Here is a 22,163-nt window from a genome sequence, read left to right on the forward strand (position 1 = left end):
CTATTATAGCAAAGGAAAATGTTTCCACTCTACATGAAATCGGCGGAAATCGCTTCAAATGTTGCGGATTTGCTTCAATAAAGGTACTATCAGAACATTGAGTATTGCCTTGCCCCTATTCATTATGCGAGACAACGTATGAGAGGAATTGAACAGACACACATGATTATCAAACCAAGAACACGCGGGTTTATCTGCACGACCGCTCACCCAACGGGCTGTGCCCTTCAAGTGCAGGAACAGATTGATTATGTCAAAGAACGCGCGGCCATCAATGGGCCTCGCAATGTACTCGTCATCGGAGCGTCCGCGGGTTATGGCCTCGCAGCTCGTATCGTAGCGGCATTCGGTGCCGGCGCCAATACCGTCGGCGTCTACCGCCAAAGCGAAAGCAAAGCAAACCGCACGGCATCGGCAGGCTGGTACAATTCCGCTGCATTCGAACAGGCTGCGCAGCAGGCAGGCCTGAAGTCGTTCAGCGTGACAGGCGATGCTTTCACGGATGAGACCAAGCAGAAAGCGGTTGACCTGATCAAGCAGGAACTGGGTCAAGTCGATCTGGTCGTATACAGCGTCGCTTCCGCGCGCAGAACGGATCCGAAGACAGGCGAAACGGCAAACTCCGTGTTGAAGCCAATCGGCACCACTTACACGAACAAAACCGTCAACTTCCACAGCGGCGAAGTGACGTCGATTTCGATCGAGCCTGCGACGGAGCAGGAAATTCAAGATACGGTAACGGTGATGGGCGGCGACGACTGGCAAATGTGGGTGGACGCCTTGCAGCAAGGCGGCGTACTTGCCGAAGGAGCTACTACCATCTCCTACTCCTATATCGGATCGCAGATTACGCAAGCGATCTACCGTGAGGGCAGCATCGGCCAAGCCAAAGATCATTTGGAAGCTACCGCGAAGAAGCTCAGTGAGCAGCTAAGCACAATCGGCGGACGTGCCTTCGTTACCGTCAGCAAAGCGCTTGTAACGCAGTCCAGCTCCGCGATCCCTGTTGTACCGCTCTACATCTCCGCCCTCTATAAAGTGATGAAGGAGAAAGGGCTGCACGAAGGCTGCATCGAGCAAACCTACCGTTTGTTCACCGAACGCCTATATGCGGGCGGCGAGGTTCCGGTAGACGCGGAAGGACGCATTCGCATTGACGATTGGGAGCTTCGCGAAGATGTTCAAGAAGAAGTGGCGAAGATCTGGGATGCCATTACGACGGAAAACATTGAGCAGCTTTCGGATCTCGAAGGCTACCGCAAAGAGTTCTTCCAGCTCTTCGGTTTCGAAACCGAAGGCGTCGATTATGAAGCAGATACCGATCCGAACGTGGATGCACCTAACATCCTTTAATCCAACAATAGAAAGGCCGGACACCTCGCTGCTAGCGATGTGCCCGGCCTTTCCTGCTTTCTTTTACTGATTATAAACCTCAAACTCATAAATAATAGGCGCATAGCTGGTTCCCGACGTGTAATAGATGCGGGCTTTACTGCCCGTTACCGCACTGAACGTAATGACCTTCGGCACACCGCTTGCTCCGATGGATGTTCCCGTGTAAGCCGTCACCCACGAGGAGCCGTTCCAATACTCGATGCGGTATCCCGTCGTTCGGCTGTCATACTCGGTGAGCACTACCTTGTTGAAGGTGGTGTTCGCGCCGAAGTTGACCTCCAGCCACTGACCGCTCCAGCAGCCGCTGCATGCTTGCCAGTTGGTCGCGGTCGTGCCGTCGAAGGCTTTAGGCGCCTGTTGGTTGGCATCCCAAGAGGAGGAGCTGGAATATGTCTTGCCAAGTGCCAGGTTCGGGACATCGTAATAAATTTCAAATTCATAAATAATCGGAGCATTCGCCGTACCTGAAGTGAAATAAATTCTCGCTTTGCTGCCGGTTACTGCACTAAACGTAATCGTCTTCGGCACGAAGCTTGCGCCGATACTCGTACCGGTATAGGCCGTCTGCCACGCGGAGCCGTTCCAATATTCGATCCGGTACCCGGTTGTCCGGCTGTCATACTCGGTGAGCACCACTTTGTTGAATGTGGTGTTGGCACCGAAATTCACTTCCAGCCACTGACCGTTCCAGCAGGTATTGCAGGCCTGCCAGTTCGTCGCCGTTGTGCCATCGAATGCTTTAGGCGCTTGCTGATTCGCATCCCACGAGGAGGAGCTGGAGTAAGTTTTGCCGAGGGCCATATTCGTTAAGTTAGGCGCTGGCGTCGAAGTCTTCTGAACAAGCAGCACCCAGTCGTTCGAATCCGGCTTGGCCGGTATGTTCCACTGTCCGGATGAAGCTTGCGCACTGCTGCTAATCGCGGTGTAGCCGCCGGTTCTCGGATTGAACCAACGGGCATTGTACAAGAACGCATTATCCATCTGCTTTAATGTACCGGTGCTGGTTGTACCGTTAAAGAAGAATACCGAATACACCGAATTTCCGTCGGAGGAAAGCAGCGACCTCGAAGTATCGCTGAATGCGCCCCAGCTCGCATCATCGAATCGAGGAACGAGCTTCCACCACTCCAGCGACGTATAGTAGTTTTTGAAATAAGTCAATTGGTCGCCCGTGACATAGTTCGCCCCATCATACCACCAGGTATATCGCGCCGGAAGCTCGTAGCCGGTGCCGAAATCTTCTGCTGCGCCCGACACGGAATACACATCGTTCCACGTGCCCGAAGCTCCATACCCGTACCCGTATATCCCGTACTGGAATGACTTATACGCGGCACCCAAAGCACCGCGAGAATCCGTCCAGAAGCCATCGTATGCGCTTTCATACATGACCGAAGGTTTGGCCGTCGCAAAGTTCCAGAAGTCCTTCGCCGTACTCATGCCGGTCATATCCCCTTGCCACTGAACCGCCCAGCCATCATGATAAGCCTTGCTCGCCCAAGTGGAATTCGATGCGACCGATGTGCCGGTATTCTCCATATGCGGCATGAGCGGCTGGTTATACGCATCATTGTCGGAAATGCTCTGACCGACGGCATACCATTTGCTCATCGTCGTGGTGTTGTAGTTGTTGTACATGTTGCGGTCGATCTCCTGCGCGATCGTCCAGATCACCGGATAGGAGCCGTATCTAGCAACCCAATATTTCGCAACTCGCGCCATATAGGCATCCGTATACACGCCGCTATAACTAGCCGGATCAAGTGCCCAAGTTACTTGCGCATTGGCATGGACAAGCCCTTGATCGGCAATATACTTGAATTTCCGATCCAAGTTATCAAAGCCGGGCAAGTCAGTGCTCGAGAAGCCGTCACTAAGGTTCGCTACCGCTTCTTCATCCGCTCCGGTATGCGTGCCCCCGCCATGCGGCTGCCAGATCGGCTCGGATTGATAGACCGTGAAGCCTTGGCCTACGCGTTTATCCACCACATATTTGAATTGTGAGGCCACTCCTGCCTTATTCGAGGTCGAGAACCGTTCATGCGGCAAAATCCAATGCGTATCGCCTAAGTAAAAGAACGGTGTGCCGTCATTGTACGTGAGATAACGGCCATTGCTGCTTACCTTCAGGAAACCCTTCTGATAGATCGCCTGGCTTCCGGTATAGGCATCGGCTTGAATCGTTTTCGTGACATTGTGCAATCCGGTATCCGTCGTATCGTTTGCGGCTGTCGTCATCGTCCAAGCACCGGTCACCGTCGGGGCAAATCGAACCTTCCAAACGGCTCCGCCGTTCCAGAAAGCCGGACGGGTAATCGTAACTCCGCCTGGCCCGCTGAAAGTCGCGGTCACATCCACATCTTGAAACGGGTTTGTGTACGTCTTGGAGCTGGTTAATGAAATCTCGACAGTCTGCCATTTCTGCACGGTGTAATCTGCTGCGGATGCTTGCTGCGGAATGACAAGTGCCCCCATCATGATGGCAAAGGCCAGCAGTAACGAGCTGAACCGCCGCTTTCTCAAACCTACGCGCAAACCGGTTAACATATCATACACTTCCTCTCGGATCATATGGTAATGCTTCGGTTTCCAGCCGCTCACTTGCGGTCGCCGCTTCCCTCCTTTCCTGCATGCCGACCAGCCTGCTTTCTTATCTCCATAGCAGGCACTCCCCTCCTATTCTCAGTATAGAAAATCGTCGGCCGCCGGAACATTGCTGCATTTTTCTATTTGTTTGCTTGATTCTGTTTCTTCTCCTTACGCCGACTTCCCGGTATTATTAATCACCACCGTGAAGCTGCATGTTGCCTTTATTGAGGGATAAACCTCAGGCCAGTTCAATTTCTCCCAAGCGGCATAGCTCATATGATTACGAACCGGAATGCCCATTCCAATGCTGTCGACACGGTTTTTCTGCATAAAGGCAATCAGCTTCTGGCCCCGCTCAGTCAGTTTCTTCGCAACCTGCTGCTCGATTCGTTTCTGGTCCCCGGGCTCAGTGAGGGAGAGCTTGCCGGTGTATTCAAGAACCGATCCCTTGATCTTGATGTGAATGTGAACCGAAGGCACTCCGGATGAATCGCGGCCGACCTTCACCCGCCAGCGGCTTATGAGAGAGCTGAACAAGATAATATCTCCCATACTCTGATGGCCATTCAATTGGACTGCGACCTCGCCCTGCTTGAAGGAACCTCTAAGAAAAGCAAAAATGATCCCTTCTTTGGCAGGAATCATCGTGATGTAGCGGTCATCCCGAAACAAGCCCACACCATCGATATTAATATGCTCACCGGAATCTCTGAGAACAGGCATAACAGGATCAATTCCATCATCATACAGATCTCGTGTGAACGAGTAGAGCGACGTTAAGGGGATCGTCCTGCCCATTGCTTCCTTATCCAGAATCCCATCGATGTATTTACCGGTAATGGGATGCTGCTTGTAGTCCTTCTGCAGCATTTGTTTGGCATTCCCGTTCACGACGGATAGTTTGAGCCGCGGAGAAATAGAAGGATCACGCAGTAAGGTGTCCAAATGCTTGATCATTCCGCTTCTCGCAATTGACATGCTGAATAACGCATTGCGGAGTTGACCACTGACCAGCAGCAGATTGGTCTGTTTCGCGAGCTTGGTTCTGGCCTCTTTCCCACTCGCTGCGACCGCGCTCAGCACCTCGCGCTGCGTGCGTGCTTGCGGATCCGCCTTCGGCATGGAAACGGCAATCTCAAGCCTATTGTCATCCACCAAATCATAGCTGCTCGTTTGGGAGAAACCGAGCTTCTCGAGAATCCGCTGATCGCCGCAGCCCGTTAAGGTCATTGCAACAGTCAGTGTAACCAGCAGCAGCATTATTTTTCTCATGTTCAGCTTCATGCGGACGCCACTTTCTCCCGCGTGAGTGCCAACACTATAATGAGCAGCAGCGGCAAGGTAAACGCAATGATGCACTCCACGGCACTGAACACCTTGAACCATGTCTGCACATCGCTTATCGTGTCAGGGACATAGGCGACAATATAGCACAGCAGCACAATGATGCCGGCAAGCACATTTTCTTTCATTTTCGGAAATATTCTGCGGCCCGTCTCCTTTGCCGACCATAAATACATGACGACTGTAAACACAGTTGTGAATAGGAAGAACCCGCAGAATAAACTCTCCAGCCGCTCGACGAATGGGAATTTTATATACGCCATGAGGTCCAGCAGTGGATACAGCATTCGGTTCAATTGTTTCGGGCTTAAGAAGCCGAATGCGACAAAGCAAATATAGGTATAGATTATCGTTGTCAGCAGACTGCCGAGGATGCTTGAGCGGAGAAATTTAGTCTTGGCATCGGTCGAAGGAAAGGTAAGCATCACTAGCTCATAGCCGAGATAAGCCGAATATATGCCGACAAAGTCCGCCAAAGAGCCTGTTCCACCTTTAAGAAAGAACGGCGTTAACCTCGCAAAGCTGAATTCGCCATAGAAGAAAAACACCAGCAGCAGCATCCACACTGAGAACCAGAAGAACATCGTGGCGGCTTTTGAAATATTGTACAGCCCCTTGATCATTAACCAGAATATCAGCACATCCATGACAAGCTTGAACAACATCGGATTAGTCGTAGGAAAGGCCAGCATTTGAAAAATAAGCACGTATTCCTTGCCAACCAAACAACCCAGCATAGCCCACACGCCGACAAGAAACAAATAAAGCGGCATCAACAGCATTCTGGGAATCACATGTTCCAAAATATCGAAGATCGATTTACCCTTGCCGAGCTTATAAACAGCCCCGATCAGCAGCAAATTGATGATGACAATCAGCCCATAGCCGGGCAGTACAATCCACCCATTCGTACCGAAGGTTTTGCTCAGCATCTGCGGAAGCATGAAGATAACGACTCCAAACTGCATCATGTAGACAAGTATGGTCATATGAAATGCAGACAGCTTCTCTGACCCATTCATAGGCAGCTCACCTCTTCATCTTGTTTCTGATCTTATTCTTCGTGCGCGTCTGAGAAGGACGGTAGTACAGTTTGTTGAATGGAGCCCGGAAGAGCACATCACGCCACTCGCTGGGCTGAGAAGGTGCGATCGGAGTCAAGTAAGAAGAACCGAAGCTGGTCATACCGCTCAGGTGAATCATGACAGCAGCCAGGCCCAATGCCAGTCCGAGATTCCCCCAGAATCCGGCCAACAAGATCAGACCGAATCGGATGAGACGTATCGAAGCGCTCATGGTATAGTTCGGGATAACGAATGAAGCAATGGTCGAGGAAGCAACTGCAATAATGAGAATATTACTGGTTAAACCTGCTTGCACACCGGCTTGACCGATAACGATACCGCCGACGATACCGATGGTTTGCCCGATTTTTGTCGGCAATCTGGCGCCGGCTTCTCGGAGCAGCTCGATTGTAAGCTCCATCAGCAACGCCTCGTACACGGGAGGGAAAGGCACCCTGCTGCGGGATTCCGCCAGAGTCAAAATGAGGTTTTGCGGTATCATTTCGTAATGATAGGTTGTGACCGACACATAGAGCGCTGTGAAGATCATCGTGATGAAGAGGGCAATAAACCTTAAAATTCGCGTCGCCGAGCCGAGCATCCAGCGCATGTAATAATCGTCGGAAGAGGAGAAGAATTCCGCGAATGAAGCCGGGATGCTAAACGCAGTCGGACTCCCGTCCATGAAGCCGACCACTCTTCCGGCTACAAGCTTAGAAGCGATGGCATCAGGCCGCTCCGAGGTCAATATTTGCGGAAAAAGCGCATAAGGACTGTCATCGATAAGCTGAATCAGCATGTTCGAATCGAGCACCGCATCTATTTCAATGTCCTGTATTCGTTTCTTCAGTTCGTTCACATACTCCATATTGGCAATGTCTTTGATGTAGAGTACATAGACATCCGACTTCGTAACTTCCCCTACAGAGAGTCGGATTACTTTAAGGTGGGAGCTCTTAATTCGCTTTCTCAGCAAGCCGAGACCGACACCGGCATCCTCTGTGAACGCATCATGGGGGCCGGTAATGGTTGTTTCCTGTTCCGACTGCGAAACGGAGCGTCCCTCGTTGCCGGAAACATCAACTGCATATGCCATATTTTCATAAAAAAAGGCTGCATGTCCGGACAATATATTGATAACGAGCTTCTTGCTATCCGTCACAGGAACAAACTGCGACTGCGTTACGAGCTGCAGCAGCTGCTCTGGATCCGTATTCTCGATCAGGTTCAGCAAATCTCTGTAAAGTTTGTCCCCTGAAATCAGGTTGCCTATAAAGAGTATATCGACACCTAAACTAGGAATCGATCGGTGAATGAGATCACTACAGTCCTGAAACTCATGAAGGGTATGTGCAAGCGTAGGTAGATTATGCTCTTGTGATGAAGTCATACACATGCCTCCGCTGGATGGGATTTCCGTTATTATGTATCGAATGGAAACTCTCTAACCGCATAACAAAAAGAGAGCCGCCACTTTGGCCGACCCTCTCTTCCTTACAGCTTCCAATCCACTACAGCTTATAGTTTAATCTTCTGTCCCAAACGCGCGCTTTCTACGGCGCCAAACACCATCGCAACGCTCTTAATATTATCATGACAGTTCGTTTCGGCCGGACGATTCTCCTCCAGCGCTGCGAACATTTCATCCATACAGCCGAAGTGACCTTCACGCCCGTTCCATTCTTGACTGCCTTCCACCCGCTTCATTTCACGGATAAAGCCCTCCGCTTTCGAACGGTCTACGCTTTCGCCGTACGGCATCGTTGCTCCGTCCCAGCGTGCGCCACCCTCGCTGCCGGTAACCCGCCAGTTTGCTTCCCAGGAAGTGTTCAGACCATCTGCGCACCAGGAACCGTTATACGTAAACACGGAACCATCGCTCATTTCAAATATACAAACCGCAGATGCATTTCCTTTGTACCAGGAGCCCGGAGGGTTATATTCATGGCAATAGACCGATACCGGATCAGCACCGCTTAGGAAGCGGGCTTGGTCAAAGGTGTGAATGGCCATATCCACGATCAGCGGGTTATCCATCAAATCGCGGAAGCCGCCGAAATGCGGCCCGAGGAAGAAATCCGCATGAATCGAGCCAACCGTTCCAATCGCACCCGACTTGATGACATCCAGGAAAGATCGAATTTGTTTGTTATAGCGGCGATTTTGCATAACGGCATAGCTTTTGCCTGTTTCCACGCTCACGGCAACGATCTCTTCCGCGTCTGCGTACGACTCTGCCATCGGCTTCTCGCCTAATACGTTACAACCTGCGCGCATTGCGGTTGTCACGATCTGCTTATGGCTGGCCGGAATGGTCACGTCAAATACCAGATTCGCATCCGTCTCAGCCAGCGCTGATGCAAGATCTGTAAAGGTCGGTACTTGCAAGCCTCGTTTCGCTGCCTGCGCTTTGGCACTCTCTTCATAGATGTCGACTAACCCGACAATCTCAGCATTTTCCCGTTCCATCGCGTAATCGATCCATGTATTGGACATGCCGCCGCAACCTGCTACCACAATGCGATGCTTCATCGTTTATCGAACTCCTTCTATACCGGATTAGGAACAAAGTCGCCGCCGCGGCAGCGTTTCAAATAGTTGAGACCGTGCACTTGACCTGTCATCTCGAGCTCATCCCTGTAGACCGGATCATGCCAGCCCTCGATATCGATGCTGCCTTTGTAGCCGGCTTGACGCAGAATGGAGATTATATCGGTCCAGTTGGAATCGCCAAACCCCGGCGTCCGGTGCCAGACAAATTCGCGCGGACCGTGAATGCCATATTCCTTCACGACATCCCATGCGATTGTAGCATCTTTGCCATGAACGTTGAATATCTTGGATGTCCATTTGCGAAGCTGCGGAATCGGATCGATCAGGCTCACCATCTGATGGCAAGGCTCCCATTGCAGGCCGATGTTGTCTGCTTTCACCGTATTGAACATCATTTCCCATGCCGTCGGGTTATGCGCTATATTCCATTCGCCGCGCCCCCATGTGCCGCCCATATCGCAATTCTCGAACGCAATCCGAACGCCGCGCGACTCTGCCCGTTTGCTCAACTCACCGAAGACTTCACCAAATCTCGTCAAGGACTCGTCGATGCTGCCGGGCATTCTTCCCGTAAATCCGGTGACAAGGTCCGTGCCAAAAGCATCTGCAGCATCTATTAACCGCTCCCAGCTGGCTAATGTATCATAGTTGTCGCCTGCGCCGGTGAGAGGATTGCCGAATACGCCTAAAGTCGAGATCACAATATCGCGCTCTGCCAGCTGCTCTCTTACTCGAAGAGCAAGCTCCTTTAAATCTGTGCCTTGCGTGGTTTGCCAGAACGTTAAGCCAAATGATTCGAAACCATGAGGAATAATTTGCGGGATGACCGATGCTGCAGTGCTGCCGTTAACAAGTGTTCCAATTCGAATATTGTTCACGATTTGTTTCATCACCTTTCCGATCGATTCCAGATGCTGTATCTGCTCCTATCGTACCGAAAGTAGGAGGTTGAAACTAGAAACAAAATTGCGAATTATTCATACAATCTTACGATCATTTAGACAATTAAAGCGATTCCAATTGAGATTTAACCTGCTTATGACGTAAAATCGTACGTATAGACAGGAGGCTGTCCCTATGACCGTAAGTCCGTTTAAAGAGAATACCTGGATTCCCGACCGTACGTTTCCCATCAATGTGTTCATTGTGAAGGACGTGCATTTGCATTGGCATGATCATATGGAGTGGGTGTATGTCAAAGAAGGACGCGCCCGTGTGCAAGTCGATGCTTCGTTTATGCCGCTGCATAAGGGCGAATTAGCTTTTATTAATACGAAGCAGCTTCATGGCGTGGTGACCCTCGAGCCGGATACAGAGCTTATTTGCATCGTGTTTAACGAGGCATTGGTGCGGGGAAGCGGGCTTGATATTACGGAACATCATTATTTTGTGCCCTATTTGCAGCAGCAGGTGAAGTGGCCAAGCTTGATGCAGGCGACAGCCCCCTGCATCGATGAGATGAATCGTTCCTTCGCGAGACTGGTAGAGGAATTCCAAGGGAAGCAGCCGGGGTACGAGCTGCTCGTGAAGGCGGAGCTGCTGCGAATCTTCGGGCTTTATTTTCGCTATGCCCAGCAGCACACCGACTTATCGCTGCCGCGCGCACAGAAGTCCTATGATTTCTCCCATCTGCTCCAGACGCTGCGCGAGCGTTACCGGGAATCGATCAGCGTAAACGATGCTGCACGTATGGTGAATCTGAGTCCGACGCATTTCTGCAAAATCTTCAAGCAGGTGACCGGGAAGACGTTAATAGAATACATCCATATGCTGCGCGTGCAGGAAGCCGAGCGGATGCTGCTCGATACCGATTATCCTGTCGCGGAAATTGCCGAGCGTGCGGGCTTCTCCAACATGACTTATTTTGGCAGAGTGTTTAAAAAGGTCCGCAATTTGACGCCGTCAGCGATTCGCAAGGGGCATCTGTCGCAGCTATGATTAGGAGGGACTTATCTGTTTCCGACATTAGAAACCGAAAGACTGATATTACGAGAGTTAACTGAAGAGGATGCGGCCGACATATTTGCTTGTTTCTCAAACGCGGACGTCACGCGTTATTACGGGCAAGAAACGCTTGAACGGCTGGAGCAAGCAGCTGCTTTTGTAGAACTCTTCGCACGGAATTATGAGGAGAAACGCGGCATTCGGTGGGGAATCCAGCTTAAAGACAGCCCGGATAACCGGATTATGGGCACGATCGGATTTAATGCGTGGATGCCCAAGCATCGGAGAGCCGAGATCGGCTACGAGCTCCATCCGGATCATTGGCACAGAGGCTATGCGACGGAGGCTGTTTCAAGGATCGTTGCCTACGGCTTTGATCAGCTTGAGCTGGCAAGAATCGGTGCAGTTGTTTTTCGGGAAAATCAGGCTTCTCAAACCGTATTAACGAAGCTCGGCTTTCAGCAGGAAGGAATACTGCGCGATTACATCGTGCAAGACGGTAAGTCTTATGACACGCATGTCTACAGTATTCTTCGTTATTCTTCCAAGTAAAAAAGTCCGCATCTGCAGTCTGCGCACTCTTCTAGTCAAATATTGCCCATTATGCAGCATTTTTGAACCTTCCGGTCCTCTTGAGGGGAAATGTTGCATGGAATGCAATATTTCCCCCTACGACTGCCACTTTGAAGCGTTTTCCCCGCCAATTGTTGCATTTCGAGCAGCATTGTCGAGTATGTGAGCTGCCAATGAATGAAATGTTGCTTATTTCGCAACATTTCCACTTCCCGCGGTCCGTTAGAATCGGCAACGAATAACTGCAGTACGAACCCAGAAGCCCTTAGTTCCCCGAAAAAAACATCCCCTCGGTCTGACGAACCGAGGGGATGCTTTTAAAGAGGCTGCCAGTTAAGCTTTCTTCACGTAAAGGCGTCCCGTCTCTTCCCAGATCTCGCCCGGAGCGAGGCTGTACAAGCCGATTTCATCAGCAGGCAAGTCCACATGCGGCGCGTTCACGAGGTTGATTTGCGGCTCTGGGCAGAAGAAACCTTCTGTAGCGCCGTTGTTCCAAATCATCCATTGCTTATATGAAGTACCGACATCATAAACGAGCGTGATGCCATGTTTCGTATCGGTCAGTTCCATCCGGTTGCGGCCATTCTGTGCCACTGCCGTGTAATGGTTGTCAAGCGATTCGAAGAAAGGATACACACCGTCGCCTTTCATCAGCTCTTCGTTGGTTGATAGCGGCTGATGTTTGCCTGTCGGAAGCATGCGCTCGCTCATTTCCCAGCGCTCGCCGATCGTCAGCTTCAAGCGGTAATCTTGCGCAGAACCGCCCGGAACGAACGGCGCATTCACCGAGGTGTGGAACGCGAACAGACATGGCATTACATCGTCGCCTTCATTGCGGACCATGACATGCTGGTGCAAACCGTCGACGCTGATCGCATAACGCAGCTTGATTGTAAATTTGTGAGGCAGGTACGTGTACACGGCGCTTTGCTCGTCCACAGCTAACGAAACAACAACGTAGCTTTCGCCGGCTGTCGTGCCGAACTCTTCAACTGCCCAAGTCTCGCTATGTACAAAGCCATGCAGATGGTTGCCCGTCGCAGGCTCATTAACCGGGAATTGGTACGTGCGTCCGTTCCAAGGAAACTTGCCATCCTCGAAGCGATTCGGAGGAAACAATACCGGAATGCCATGTATAAATGGTCTCGCTTTGAATGATTCCATTTCGTCAAGCGTTGGCTCATGCAAATATGGTGTACCGCTTTCCACATCGCGGAAAGCGATCAGATTCCCTCCAACCTCGGGCAGAATTGCCGCCTCGTAGCGGTCATATTTCAACCAAACAGCCTTTTCTCCCTGATAAGTGCCTACAAAAGCTCGATTCTCGCTCATCGTCATTTCTACTCTCCTTTAGCTTCTTGGATCGCTCAGACTACCTCACTAGATTAACATAGCCTATAGGGGATAATCACCCGTATTTTTCAAAAAAACCTCCCTTGCAAGGAACGTCCACATTCATGTGGACAGCTCGCTTTCACAAGAGAGGCCTTGTTCCATTCCCTATCCTAATAGCCGTTTCGCTTCAGCCAAAGTCCGCAAACCGTCGTCCAGTTGGCCACGTGAGGGTCTGCTTCCGCAAGTCCCATACCGTGCGCGCCCTGCTCATACACATGAAGGTCAAACGGGACTCCCGCACGGCGCAGCGCCATCGCAAACAATAAGCTGTTCTCGACCGGAACCGCACCATCATCGGACGTGTGCCAGAGGAATGTTGGCGGTGTGTCAGGCGTGACCTGCAGTTCGTTGCTCAGCAGCTCAACCAGCTCGGCCGACGGATTCGCGCCAAGCAGATTCATACGGGAGCCCTCGTGTGTAAACGGAGACTGCATCGTAATCACCGGGTAGCATAGAATCGCAAGATCGGGTCGGCAAGACATCCGTTCAATCGGATCATCCGCTTCCGGATTTCCGGCATCGTAGTGAGTACCGGCCGTAGAGACCAGATGTCCGCCGGCCGAGAAACCCAATATGCCGATCTTCCCGGCGTCTGCGCCAAGCTCTTCCGCATGAAGCCGAACATATCGAATGGCCCGCTGCACATCGTACAACGCACTAGGGTATTGATAAGGCGCTACCCGGTAACGGAGCACGAAGGCCGAAATGCCAAGCCCATTAAGCCAAAGCGCAATCGGCTCCCCTTCATGGTCGGCACGCATGCCGTACCCGCCGCCCGGACAGACGATCACGACACTCTTGCTGCCTTCTGCCAAATAAGGCGTCAGCGCAGGACGGTCCTCGTCAGTCGTTCCTGTCGCCAGCGGTGCGCCTTCCGGCCATAGCTCAATTAGCGTGTCCGCAGATCCAGCCATTTAACTTCCTCCGGCGTCAGTGTAATCGTTGTCGCTTCCAAACAAGATTTCATTTCCGCTTCATTCCGTGGTCCGATAATGGCAGCCGTTTGGAAGGATTGGCTCAGCACGTAAGCAAGAGCGATCTGGATCGTAGAGAAGCCTTTCTCTTTGCCCAGCTGCTCCGCACGGCGATAACGCTCCCAGTTATCGTCATTGTAGAACACCCGCACCAAATCAGCATCCGTGCGATCTTCGGCCGTAAACCGGCCCGTGAAGAAACCTCGTGCTTGCGCCGACCAAGACAACAGCGGCAGCTCTGTGCGCTCATGCCAGCCCAGAATCTCTTCATCGACGCTAATGCAATCCGCCCAATAGGGTTCTTGGGCTTTCGCCAGACTCAAGTTAGGGCTGCTGAATTCAAAGCCGCGCAGACCATGAGCAGCTGCATACTCATTCGCCTCTTGCAGACGAGCCGTCGTCCAGTTGGAACCGCCAAACGTACGTATTCGGCCGGCTTCGATATGCTCATTGAGAATCTCAACGATTTCGCCGACAGGCACATTCGTATCATCGCGGTGAAGAGCATACAAGTCGATGTAGTCCGTGCGCAGACGCTCCAGGCTGATCATCAACTCGTTGTAAATGGATTGTTTGTTCACTTGCGGACCCAGGTGATTCGGGTGACCGCCTTTCGTCCATACATTGATGGATTCGCGGTTTTTGCGCTCCTCCATCCACATGCCGATTGCTTGCTCGCTTTTACCGCCGGCATATATGAAAGCCGAATCGATAGTGTTTCCTCCGATTGCCGTAAACGCGTCTAAATTTGCACACACCAATTCATAAACTTCCGGTGCAAAATAATCCGATCCCATGATAAGCTGAGAGATGCCCTGCTTAACGCCGGGTAGTTTGATTTGTTTCATCGTATGATAAACCTCCTGCTTCAATTAGATGCTAACCCGAGTACGTGAGTAAGCCGATTTCAAACAAGCATCGATAACTTTCATATTGGCCACGGCATCGGCAGGTGTGAAGGCCGCTTCTTTCTCGCCCCATACTACACGGGCAAACTCATCTGCTTGCAGTGCATATTGATTCAGCTGCGGCTGCGTCACTTCGCGCTTGCCGTCTTTGGAATGAACGTAGAAAGTAGGATTGCCGATATACGCTTCAGGCACTTCGATACGGCCGTTAGTTCCGATGATTTCCAGCGTGTTGCGGAAAGCCGCCCACATGCCGCAATCGAATGTCAGTGCTACGCTGTTCGGGAATTCCAAAATACCCGATGCCATCATATCGACATTGTCGTGCTCGGGGGAAATCAATGCATGTACGGTTGCCGCCTCAGGCTCAGCACCGAGCAGCAATCTTGCTGCGCTGATTGGATAGCAGCCTACGTCATAGATCGAACCGCCGCCCCAGTCTCTGCGGTATCGTACGTTCTTGGAATCGCCTGCGTTATTGAATGTAAACGTGCCGTGAATCCCGCGCAGCTCGCCGATTTCGCCGGAAGCGATAATCGCTTGAATCTCTTCATAGCGCGGGTGCTGGCGGTACATGAACGCTTCTGCCAGGTGAACGCCGTTCTTCGCAGCGGCATCGGCCATGCGAGCGGCCTCTTCCGCATTAAGCGCAATCGGTTTCTCACATAGGACATGCTTGCCTGCTTCCATCGCACGGATGGACCATTCCATATGCAAATGATTCGGCAGTGGAATATAGATAGCATCGATATCCGCATCATTCAAAATTTCTTCATAGCTTCCATAAGCTTTGGCAATGCCGAGCTTCGCTGCGGTTTCTTCTGCCTTTGCCAAATCGCGGCTTGCAATCGCTGTCACTTCCCCGGTTTCGGATTGTTTCGTACCCGGAATAACGGAGTGTACGGCGATTCCGGCACAGCCGATAACGCCCCAACGCAATTTACGTGTCAATGTGATGGCCACCTTTTTCGATAAATTGGATTCGACCCTAGTATAGTCCATAATGAGAAGGGAAGAAATATAAAACAACTTCATTTTCATATAACAAAAGCGTACTCAAGCGACACCAAATAGTCTTGAACCCGCATAAGAAAGTAGGCTGCACCGCTTGGAATATCTATTAGAACTGCTTATCTTCCGCTATGGATATATCGGATTAACGTTCGCACTCGCGCTAGGTATAGTCGGTGTGCCCGTCCCGGACGAAGTGCTGCTCACGTACTCCGGCTATCTTGCCGGCAACGGAACGCTGCATCCACTGCTTGTCGTGTTATGCGCCTTTCTGGGCTCGGCTCTGGGCATTACCTTGAGCTACTTGATCGGCATCCGATTCGGTCTCCCTTTCCTGCTCAAATATGGTCCCAAAATTCACATCTCCGCTGCCAAGATTGAACGTGCGCAAGGGTGGATGAATAAATACGGAAATGTGCTGCTTATCCTGGGCTTCTTTGTACCGGGCCTTCGCCACATAACGGCTTATATGGCAGGGATGTCGAGGCTGAAATTCAGTACGTTTATGCTATATGCTTACACGGGTGCGCTGTCTTGGAGCGTTCTCTTTATTTATATCGGCTTCCTGCTGGGGGATCGCTGGCTGCATGTCAAATATTACGTCCATCATTATGGACTCGCTTTCTTGCTCTGCGGGGGAATTGCGATATTCGCCGTGCTCAGCTTCCGCATGCTGCTGGCGATGAGGAAAGTGAAGGCGTAAACAAACCGAAGAAGGCTCTACTGCAATCATTCGACTGCGAGTGAAGCCTTGCCGGACCGCGATTCAATTAAAGCTTGATGCCAAAATATTTCTCCAGCGCTGCATCAAACTCTGTTTTCGTTGCCGCATTAAATACAACAGGCGCACCTTCACCTGCGAAAATACGGAACTCCTCGCCGGATACCGTATTGCGTCCTTCCTTCGTTCGAATGGCGAGAATCGGAGCTTTTCTAAACACCGAATCCGGCGCATTCTCGCACCAGAACGTGGCAAATTCATAATCTCCCGCAAGCTGAGGTTCTTCTGTAAAGGAATAGATACGGCTCCATTCCCCGCGCTTCAACTCGCACAGGAACCACCCAAACTCACGGTCTCGTTCCATCCGGTAGACTTCCTCGCCTTGTGCCTGCTCCAGCTTCTCAATCAGCTCGATCGGCCGCCTCGGTACGATGCCCCCAACACCGACATCGACTAAATAGGTACGGCCCTCTGCCTCCACCTTTAACACGTGGTGACGTCGTTTTGGCGGCAATGTATCGACATCACGCCAGAAACGGGCTACGAGATCCGTAACCGGATACCCCAGCTCCCGCAGCAGCCAGCCGAACAATGCATTCAGCTCGAAGCAGTAACCGCCGCGGCGGCGGTGAATGATTTTGTCCTTGAGGGAGTCGATTTGCAGGGACAGCGGGATGCCGTTCATAATATCCAAATTCTCATAAGGCACTGTGTGAAGATGACATTCTTGCAGGTCGGCGAGCGCTGCTGCACTGCCGTCAAGCGGTCCTTCATAGCCGATCCTCTCGAGATAGGCTGCAACTTCAGGTTTTACGCGCGTGCGATCATTCGGCATCTTACGTCTACTCCTTTGCCCTTACTTCGTAAGGCATGAATACTATTAAGTTTAATTTTCATCGTCGAAATGTTCAACACTTTTCACCCTAATATTGGTGCTGCGGCGCCGGGAAGGTTATACTGGACTATAGCATGATTTAACAATTGGATAAGGAGTTACATAATGAAACAGCTGAAAATGATCATCGATGCCGATACGGGAATTGACGACGCACTGGCCATCCTCTATGGAATCAAGTCAGGAAAGGCGGATATCGTAGGGATTACAACGACTTTTGGCAATATTCCCGTCGATCAAGCCACCGAGAATACATTGCGAATTTTAAAGCTAGCCGGACGAGAGAACGAAATTCCCGTCAGTCAAGGTGCTTCACAGCCCCTTACACGCATCGTGAAAGTATTCCCTACGCATGTTCATGGCGTTAACGGGATCGGCGATGTGGAGCTTCCCGCTTCTACGCAGCGTCCAATTTCGGAACCCGCTGACGATTTCATCGTTCGCAAGGCGGATGAGCTGGAGAACGAACTGGTTATCGTTGCGCTTGGCAGACTTACGAATATCGCGCATGCGCTGAAGAAGGACCCTGAGCTTCCTTCGAAGGTTAAGCATCTCTATTTAATGGGCGGAGCCGTTCATGTTGCCGGCAATGTGACACCGACTTCCGAAGCGAACATTTGGGGTGATCCGGAAGCAGCCGACTTCGTCTTCCAATCCGGCTTGAAGATCACGATGGTCGGTTTGGACGTCACCTATCAAACACGGCTTCGCCAATCGCATCTGGATCTGCTGGAGCAATCCTGCAAGCCGGAGAATCGCGAGATTGTCAGCTTCCTGAATCGGTCCATGTCCTACTATTTCAATTTCTACCGCCAGTCGGATGCCTTGCAGCAATGTGCGCCTATGCATGACCCACTTGCCGTGCTGGTTGCACTGGAGCCCGGCATCGTGCAGACGCAGCAAATGCATCTTTCGGTGGAATGCAAAGGCGAGCTAACCCTGGGTATGACCGTTGCTGACCTGCGGAGAAAGCCGGTCGCCGGCTCCCCGGTTGACGTGTGCATTAACGTTGATGCGGACCGCGCGATCGATCTTATGCTGGAAGTGTTTGTATAGTGGGAATCAAGGGACAGGGCAGAATTGGCTGCGCTGTCCCTTTCGATTTTGTTGCATTGACTAAGAACGAACGTTCCCTTATCATGAACTTGTATGAATCTTCCTTAGAGGTGATTGGGTGAGACAGCTGAATATTTCAGTTTTGCCGGAGAAGAGGGCTCAACTTGTTGATCATGCGGAAATGAAATTGATCGGCATCCCTTGTATTGGTCTTCAGGACATGGGGAGCAAATTCCGTCACGCGAAAGAAAGCTTGCTTGGACTTGCCGCACATATGCCTCAGATCATTGATGCTTCCGTCCAGTATGGGATGTGGCCGCAGGCTGCTGAACAGGATGTCCCGAATACGCATGCTTATCTGTTATCCGTAGAAGTGACTACGTTTGAAGGAATACCGGAATGGTTTGCGCGCATGACCGTCCCCGCTCAGAGCTGTGTCGTTGCCGCCAGCCAAGATGGTGATTTTGAAGGCGCCGGAGAAATTATCGAAGCATTTATTGAGACGAACGCTTTGCAGCCTGATCCGCAGCCGCGAGATTATATCATCTGCGAGCGCTATCGCTATAATGCCGAAGGTTTCGCTCGATATTCTTTTCCAATTCTATTGTCCTAATCATTGTTGATATAGAAGTCCCCTCCAGGAGGAGCCCATGACCGTATTCCGAGGTGAAAATTACTTCCATCAGGAAAATTTCCCCTTCCATATTGATCGCTACACGATCCAGAAGGGGGAGCATATCCCTTCGCATACGCATGACTTTGTGGAGCTTGTCTTCGTCGTGGAAGGCAGCGCGCTTCATGAAATGTCCGGCCATACCTACCAGCTTGTTGCCGGGGACGTATTTGTGCTGGAGCCCAACGTCTATCACAGCTATACCTGTTCATCGGAGAAGGAAACGATCGTGTACAATGTTCTCTTCGAAGCATCCTTTCTTCAGCGCGAGATGGAAGTGCTGCAGCAAATGCCTTCGTTCGTCAACTTCTTCTACCTGGTTCCCTTTCTGCGCAAAACGCAATCCTTCGTTCCCTATCACTCCCTTCAGCCCGGTCAGAAACTCCAGATCCAATCGCATCTGCAAACCATCTACGACGAATTCCGCCAGCGGCGGGAGGGCTATCAGCTCATCATCAAGACAAGGTGGATTGAATGTCTCGTCTGGCTCAGCCGCTTCCATCACGAGAACCGCAAAACGCTGCAGCCCGTCGCCGTCAGCGATAAAGAATGGATGGAATCCATCGTCAACTTCGTGGAGCTGCATTACTATCAGCCGCTCACCTTGCAGCAGCTAAGCCAATTATGCGGCATGAGCGTCTCTTCCTTCACCGCCAAGTTCAAGGAAACAACCGGTCTCAGCCTGCTCGACTATAAGCACGCCGTCCAAATCCGGCATGCCGTAACTCTGCTTGAGACCACCGACAACAAGGTGCTCAACATTGCCCTGGACGTCGGCTTCAACGACGTCAGCTTCTTCAACCGCATGTTCCGCAAGCACACCGGCCAGACGCCGGGCGAATACCGCCGGCGGTTGAATGCGCGAACCTAGCGGGAACGTCCCAAGGTATAGGTCGGTTTATTGCATTGTCGGGAGGCTGATTCAATAGGCGGCGCTCCCCGCGCGGCAAAGTGGCGTTCGCTATTTGATGAGCGGTACCTGGTACCTCTCTTTTGATGACAACCGGCTCTTATTGTTCTTTGTACGGTATCTGATACCTCTCTTTTACTGGAGTGCAGGTAAATTGCCCCCAGAGCAACTCTTCCGCATGTGGTTGCTACCTTTTTCGCTGTTCCGCGTTAGCACTCCCTCTCTGAATACTACTCACCTTCCAGCCACTTAGCACCAGCCCGCCCCCCATGCGCCATTCGACTGCAAGCCATTCGGCACAACAAAAAAACCTCCTACACACAAAGGTGTAAGAGGCATTTTGTCTTGCATGTCTTGCATGTCTTGCATGTCTAGCTAATCCTTACTTCACGCTCCAAAGCTCAACGCGGTCTTGCACGTATTTAGTGTAGCCTTCTTCCATTTTCTTCACGCCGGCTTTGTCGAGGTCTGCCATGTATGCATCCCATACTTTGTCGAAGTCAGCTGGTTTAGCCAGGATCGCTTCAGGGATACGTTTCCATGTGATGTCTCTCATCTTCGTGCCAAGAATGGATACTTCATCTTCGCCCGGAATCGAGATGTTCCATGCAGCGCCGTATGCCTTAACTTTGAACTCGTCCTCTTTCGGGAACAGGTCTTTCCATGTAGTTGCTTTGTAAGCGGCAAGCGTTTCTTTCTCTACATCGCTGTAGCCAAGAACGAGCTGCTCAGGGAAGTTCTTCGTGTAGTAGTTGCCGGATGGATCTTTGGCGCCATCGCCGTAGTGAACCATCATGTTCCAGTAGAAGCCGATACCTGTTTCTTTCGTGAATGCCGTATTGTCGTTGTTGATGCGATCTTGTACTTCTTGCGGTACAACGCGCTTGCCGTCTACTACATTGTAATGCTTGCCTTCGATACCCCAGTTGTTAAGCACTTGGAATTCATCGGAAGCCAGGTAATCCAAGAATTTAATCGTACGAACGGGATCCGGATTCGTGCTGGAGATGGAGATGCCGTAGCCGCCCATGAAACCGGTTGGCCAGAACGATGCTTCTTTAATGTCTTTGGACATGGTAACCGGATAGTGACCATACGTTTGATCGAACTTGCCGGCTGTTTTCAATGCTTGTTGGCCATCATTGTAATCCCAGTCTTGGTCGATCAGACCAAGGACGCGGCCTGTTGCTACTTTCGCTTTGTATTGATCGTATTTTTGAACGAAGCTTTCTTTGTCGAGCAAGCCGATATCGTTCATATGGTTCAACCAGCGGAAGTATTCTTTCTCTTCCGGACGACGGAAGTGGTAGATCGCTTCATGCGTATCTTGGTTGATGAAATACTCACCGTCATCGGAACCCCCTGTTGTTGCTACAGCCGGGTTCGTTACGGAAATATACATATGCCAGTCATCGGCATTCAAGGATACACCGATGTTTTTGTTGCCGTTCTCGTCCGTCGGGTGCTTCTCCAGGTACGATTTGATTACATTCTCATAGTCTTGAACCGTACGGATCTCAGGGTAACCCGCTTCTTTTACTACGCGGTGCTGAAGCTCGAAGCCGCCGCCGGCAACGAAACGCTGCTCATCTGCTGCTGCCCAAGTCGGGATTGCATAGATCGCTTGATCTTCATTCGTATATTTAGCGCGCACCAGGTAGTCGCCCAGTACTTTCTTAATGTTCGGAGCATATTTATCGATCAGATCAGTCAGGTCGATTACAGCGCCGGCATCAACCAGTTTGCCGATATCGCCTTTAGCCGAAATGATATCCGGATATTCGCCGCTTGTTGCAATTAGCGCTACCTTCTGCGCCGGATCGCCGACCGCGAATTCCGCATCCAGCGTTACGCCGGTTTTCTTCGTAAGTTCTTTACTGACTTCATCTTGCATGTTATTCCAGTTCGGATTCGGGTCTTCAGCAAACATGGAGAACGTGATTGGAGACGTATCTTCCGCTGCAGCGTCCTTGTTAGCATCAGCATTTGCGGCATTCGAATTGGCATTGCCTTCCGTTGTTACGGCAGAATTGCTTGTTTCGTTGTTTTTCTCATTGTTGTTGCCACCGCAGCCAGCAAGTAATCCAGCAAGCATGGTGAGCGACATTAGAATCGAAGCTGTTTTGGCTGTCTTTCTTTGCATGTTGCAAACCCTCCC

General features: G+C 51.2%; 19 protein-coding genes. 7 read left to right on the forward strand and 12 right to left on the reverse strand.

The window, feature by feature from the left end; genetic code table 11:
- Positions 1 to 162: 162 nt before the first annotated feature.
- A complete protein-coding gene (gene fabV / locus I8J30_RS02960) occupies positions 163 to 1,353 on the forward strand; it encodes an enoyl-ACP reductase FabV (protein ID WP_210655230.1) in 1,191 nt (396 codons plus the stop codon).
- A gap of 63 nt (positions 1,354 to 1,416) precedes the next feature.
- On the opposite strand, the gene I8J30_RS02965 is transcribed toward fabV, so the two are convergent.
- From I8J30_RS02965 to I8J30_RS02990, 6 genes are all read right to left on the reverse strand, one after another.
- Positions 1,417 to 3,996, reverse strand: coding sequence for a discoidin domain-containing protein (locus I8J30_RS02965; protein ID WP_210655231.1), 2,580 nt, complete (start codon positions 3,994 to 3,996; stop codon positions 1,417 to 1,419).
- Positions 3,997 to 4,152: 156 nt separating this feature from the next.
- Positions 4,153 to 5,268: a Ger(x)C family spore germination protein gene (locus tag I8J30_RS02970; protein ID WP_210655232.1), complete on the reverse strand. Its 1,116-nt coding sequence runs from the start codon at positions 5,266 to 5,268 to the stop codon at positions 4,153 to 4,155.
- A complete protein-coding gene (locus tag I8J30_RS02975; protein WP_210655233.1) occupies positions 5,265 to 6,350 on the reverse strand; it encodes a GerAB/ArcD/ProY family transporter in 1,086 nt (361 codons plus the stop codon). The genes I8J30_RS02970 and I8J30_RS02975 overlap by 4 nt, the downstream gene beginning before the upstream one ends.
- Before the next feature lie 7 nt (positions 6,351 to 6,357).
- Positions 6,358 to 7,782 carry a spore germination protein gene (locus I8J30_RS02980; protein ID WP_240547750.1) on the reverse strand — a complete coding sequence of 475 codons (1,425 nt, stop codon included), beginning with the start codon at positions 7,780 to 7,782 and terminating at the stop codon, positions 6,358 to 6,360.
- A 128-nt stretch (positions 7,783 to 7,910) separates the two neighbouring features.
- Positions 7,911 to 8,924: a Gfo/Idh/MocA family protein gene (locus I8J30_RS02985; RefSeq protein ID WP_210655235.1), complete on the reverse strand. Its 1,014-nt coding sequence runs from the start codon at positions 8,922 to 8,924 to the stop codon at positions 7,911 to 7,913.
- Positions 8,925 to 8,941: 17 nt separating this feature from the next.
- Positions 8,942 to 9,835, reverse strand: a complete 894-nt coding sequence (locus tag I8J30_RS02990; protein ID WP_210656051.1) for a sugar phosphate isomerase/epimerase family protein — start codon at positions 9,833 to 9,835, stop codon at positions 8,942 to 8,944.
- 187 nt (positions 9,836 to 10,022) lie between these two features.
- Between I8J30_RS02990 and I8J30_RS02995 the strand changes: the two genes are divergently transcribed.
- Both I8J30_RS02995 and I8J30_RS03000 read left to right on the forward strand, forming a co-directional pair.
- Positions 10,023 to 10,883, forward strand: coding sequence for an AraC family transcriptional regulator (locus I8J30_RS02995; RefSeq protein ID WP_210655236.1), 861 nt, complete (start codon positions 10,023 to 10,025; stop codon positions 10,881 to 10,883).
- Between the two features lie 15 nt (positions 10,884 to 10,898).
- Positions 10,899 to 11,441, forward strand: a complete 543-nt coding sequence (locus I8J30_RS03000; RefSeq protein WP_210656052.1) for a GNAT family N-acetyltransferase — start codon at positions 10,899 to 10,901, stop codon at positions 11,439 to 11,441.
- Between the two features lie 354 nt (positions 11,442 to 11,795).
- Here the strand turns inward: I8J30_RS03000 and I8J30_RS03005 are convergent, their stop codons facing one another.
- From I8J30_RS03005 to I8J30_RS03020, 4 genes are all read right to left on the reverse strand, one after another.
- On the reverse strand, positions 11,796 to 12,794 hold the full coding sequence (locus tag I8J30_RS03005; protein ID WP_210655238.1) for an aldose 1-epimerase: 999 nt from the start codon (positions 12,792 to 12,794) through the stop codon (positions 11,796 to 11,798).
- Between the two features lie 173 nt (positions 12,795 to 12,967).
- Positions 12,968 to 13,771 carry an alpha/beta hydrolase gene (locus tag I8J30_RS03010; RefSeq protein ID WP_210655240.1) on the reverse strand — a complete coding sequence of 268 codons (804 nt, stop codon included), beginning with the start codon at positions 13,769 to 13,771 and terminating at the stop codon, positions 12,968 to 12,970.
- Positions 13,747 to 14,679: an aldo/keto reductase gene (locus I8J30_RS03015; protein ID WP_210655242.1), complete on the reverse strand. Its 933-nt coding sequence runs from the start codon at positions 14,677 to 14,679 to the stop codon at positions 13,747 to 13,749. Before I8J30_RS03015 ends, I8J30_RS03010 begins: the two co-directional genes overlap by 25 nt.
- Before the next feature lie 24 nt (positions 14,680 to 14,703).
- The gene (locus I8J30_RS03020; RefSeq protein WP_240547751.1) at positions 14,704 to 15,690 is read right to left on the reverse strand and encodes a Gfo/Idh/MocA family protein; all 987 of its coding nucleotides are present in this window, start codon (positions 15,688 to 15,690) and stop codon (positions 14,704 to 14,706) included.
- Positions 15,691 to 15,847: 157 nt separating this feature from the next.
- Here I8J30_RS03020 and I8J30_RS03025 point away from each other — a divergent pair, with 157 nt between their 5' ends.
- Positions 15,848 to 16,453 carry a DedA family protein gene (locus I8J30_RS03025; RefSeq protein WP_210655244.1) on the forward strand — a complete coding sequence of 202 codons (606 nt, stop codon included), beginning with the start codon at positions 15,848 to 15,850 and terminating at the stop codon, positions 16,451 to 16,453.
- 67 nt (positions 16,454 to 16,520) lie between these two features.
- On the opposite strand, the gene I8J30_RS03030 is transcribed toward I8J30_RS03025, so the two are convergent.
- The gene (locus I8J30_RS03030) at positions 16,521 to 17,306 is read right to left on the reverse strand and encodes an arylamine N-acetyltransferase family protein (RefSeq protein ID WP_210655246.1); all 786 of its coding nucleotides are present in this window, start codon (positions 17,304 to 17,306) and stop codon (positions 16,521 to 16,523) included.
- Between the two features lie 165 nt (positions 17,307 to 17,471).
- Here I8J30_RS03030 and I8J30_RS03035 point away from each other — a divergent pair, with 165 nt between their 5' ends.
- From I8J30_RS03035 to I8J30_RS03045, 3 genes are all read left to right on the forward strand, one after another.
- A complete protein-coding gene (locus I8J30_RS03035; RefSeq protein ID WP_240547752.1) occupies positions 17,472 to 18,422 on the forward strand; it encodes a nucleoside hydrolase in 951 nt (316 codons plus the stop codon).
- A 118-nt stretch (positions 18,423 to 18,540) separates the two neighbouring features.
- A complete protein-coding gene (locus tag I8J30_RS03040; RefSeq protein ID WP_338044787.1) occupies positions 18,541 to 19,035 on the forward strand; it encodes an effector binding domain-containing protein in 495 nt (164 codons plus the stop codon).
- Positions 19,036 to 19,072: 37 nt separating this feature from the next.
- The gene (locus I8J30_RS03045; protein WP_210655248.1) at positions 19,073 to 19,966 is read left to right on the forward strand and encodes an AraC family transcriptional regulator; all 894 of its coding nucleotides are present in this window, start codon (positions 19,073 to 19,075) and stop codon (positions 19,964 to 19,966) included.
- A 421-nt stretch (positions 19,967 to 20,387) separates the two neighbouring features.
- Here the strand turns inward: I8J30_RS03045 and I8J30_RS03050 are convergent, their stop codons facing one another.
- Complete coding sequence (locus I8J30_RS03050; RefSeq protein ID WP_210655250.1) at positions 20,388 to 22,148, reverse strand: ABC transporter substrate-binding protein; 1,761 nt, start codon at positions 22,146 to 22,148, stop codon at positions 20,388 to 20,390.
- Positions 22,149 to 22,163: the final 15 nt, after the last annotated feature.

It is taken from the genome of Paenibacillus lignilyticus (assembly GCF_017942085.1).
GTDB classification, from domain to species: domain Bacteria; phylum Bacillota; class Bacilli; order Paenibacillales; family Paenibacillaceae; genus Paenibacillus_Z; species Paenibacillus_Z lignilyticus.

What these genes read in the sequence shown, in the direction of transcription:
- I8J30_RS03015 (WP_210655242.1), bottom strand. Translation starts at nt 14,679, where the DNA reads ATGAAACAAATCAAACTACCCGGCGTTAAGCAGGGCATCTCTCAGCTT.
- I8J30_RS03050 (WP_210655250.1), bottom strand. Translation starts at nt 22,148, where the DNA reads ATGCAAAGAAAGACAGCCAAAACAGCTTCGATTCTAATGTCGCTCACC.
- I8J30_RS03005 (WP_210655238.1), bottom strand. Translation starts at nt 12,794, where the DNA reads ATGAGCGAGAATCGAGCTTTTGTAGGCACTTATCAGGGAGAAAAGGCT.
- I8J30_RS03035 (WP_240547752.1), top strand. Translation starts at nt 17,472, where the DNA reads ATGAAACAGCTGAAAATGATCATCGATGCCGATACGGGAATTGACGAC.
- I8J30_RS02985 (WP_210655235.1), bottom strand. Translation starts at nt 8,924, where the DNA reads ATGAAGCATCGCATTGTGGTAGCAGGTTGCGGCGGCATGTCCAATACA.
- I8J30_RS02970 (WP_210655232.1), bottom strand. Translation starts at nt 5,268, where the DNA reads ATGAAGCTGAACATGAGAAAAATAATGCTGCTGCTGGTTACACTGACT.
- I8J30_RS02990 (WP_210656051.1), bottom strand. Translation starts at nt 9,835, where the DNA reads ATGAAACAAATCGTGAACAATATTCGAATTGGAACACTTGTTAACGGC.
- I8J30_RS03010 (WP_210655240.1), bottom strand. Translation starts at nt 13,771, where the DNA reads ATGGCTGGATCTGCGGACACGCTAATTGAGCTATGGCCGGAAGGCGCA.
- I8J30_RS02995 (WP_210655236.1), top strand. Translation starts at nt 10,023, where the DNA reads ATGACCGTAAGTCCGTTTAAAGAGAATACCTGGATTCCCGACCGTACG.
- fabV (WP_210655230.1), top strand. Translation starts at nt 163, where the DNA reads ATGATTATCAAACCAAGAACACGCGGGTTTATCTGCACGACCGCTCAC.
- I8J30_RS03045 (WP_210655248.1), top strand. Translation starts at nt 19,073, where the DNA reads ATGACCGTATTCCGAGGTGAAAATTACTTCCATCAGGAAAATTTCCCC.
- I8J30_RS03030 (WP_210655246.1), bottom strand. Translation starts at nt 17,306, where the DNA reads ATGCCGAATGATCGCACGCGCGTAAAACCTGAAGTTGCAGCCTATCTC.
- I8J30_RS02980 (WP_240547750.1), bottom strand. Translation starts at nt 7,782, where the DNA reads ATGACTTCATCACAAGAGCATAATCTACCTACGCTTGCACATACCCTT.
- I8J30_RS02975 (WP_210655233.1), bottom strand. Translation starts at nt 6,350, where the DNA reads ATGAATGGGTCAGAGAAGCTGTCTGCATTTCATATGACCATACTTGTC.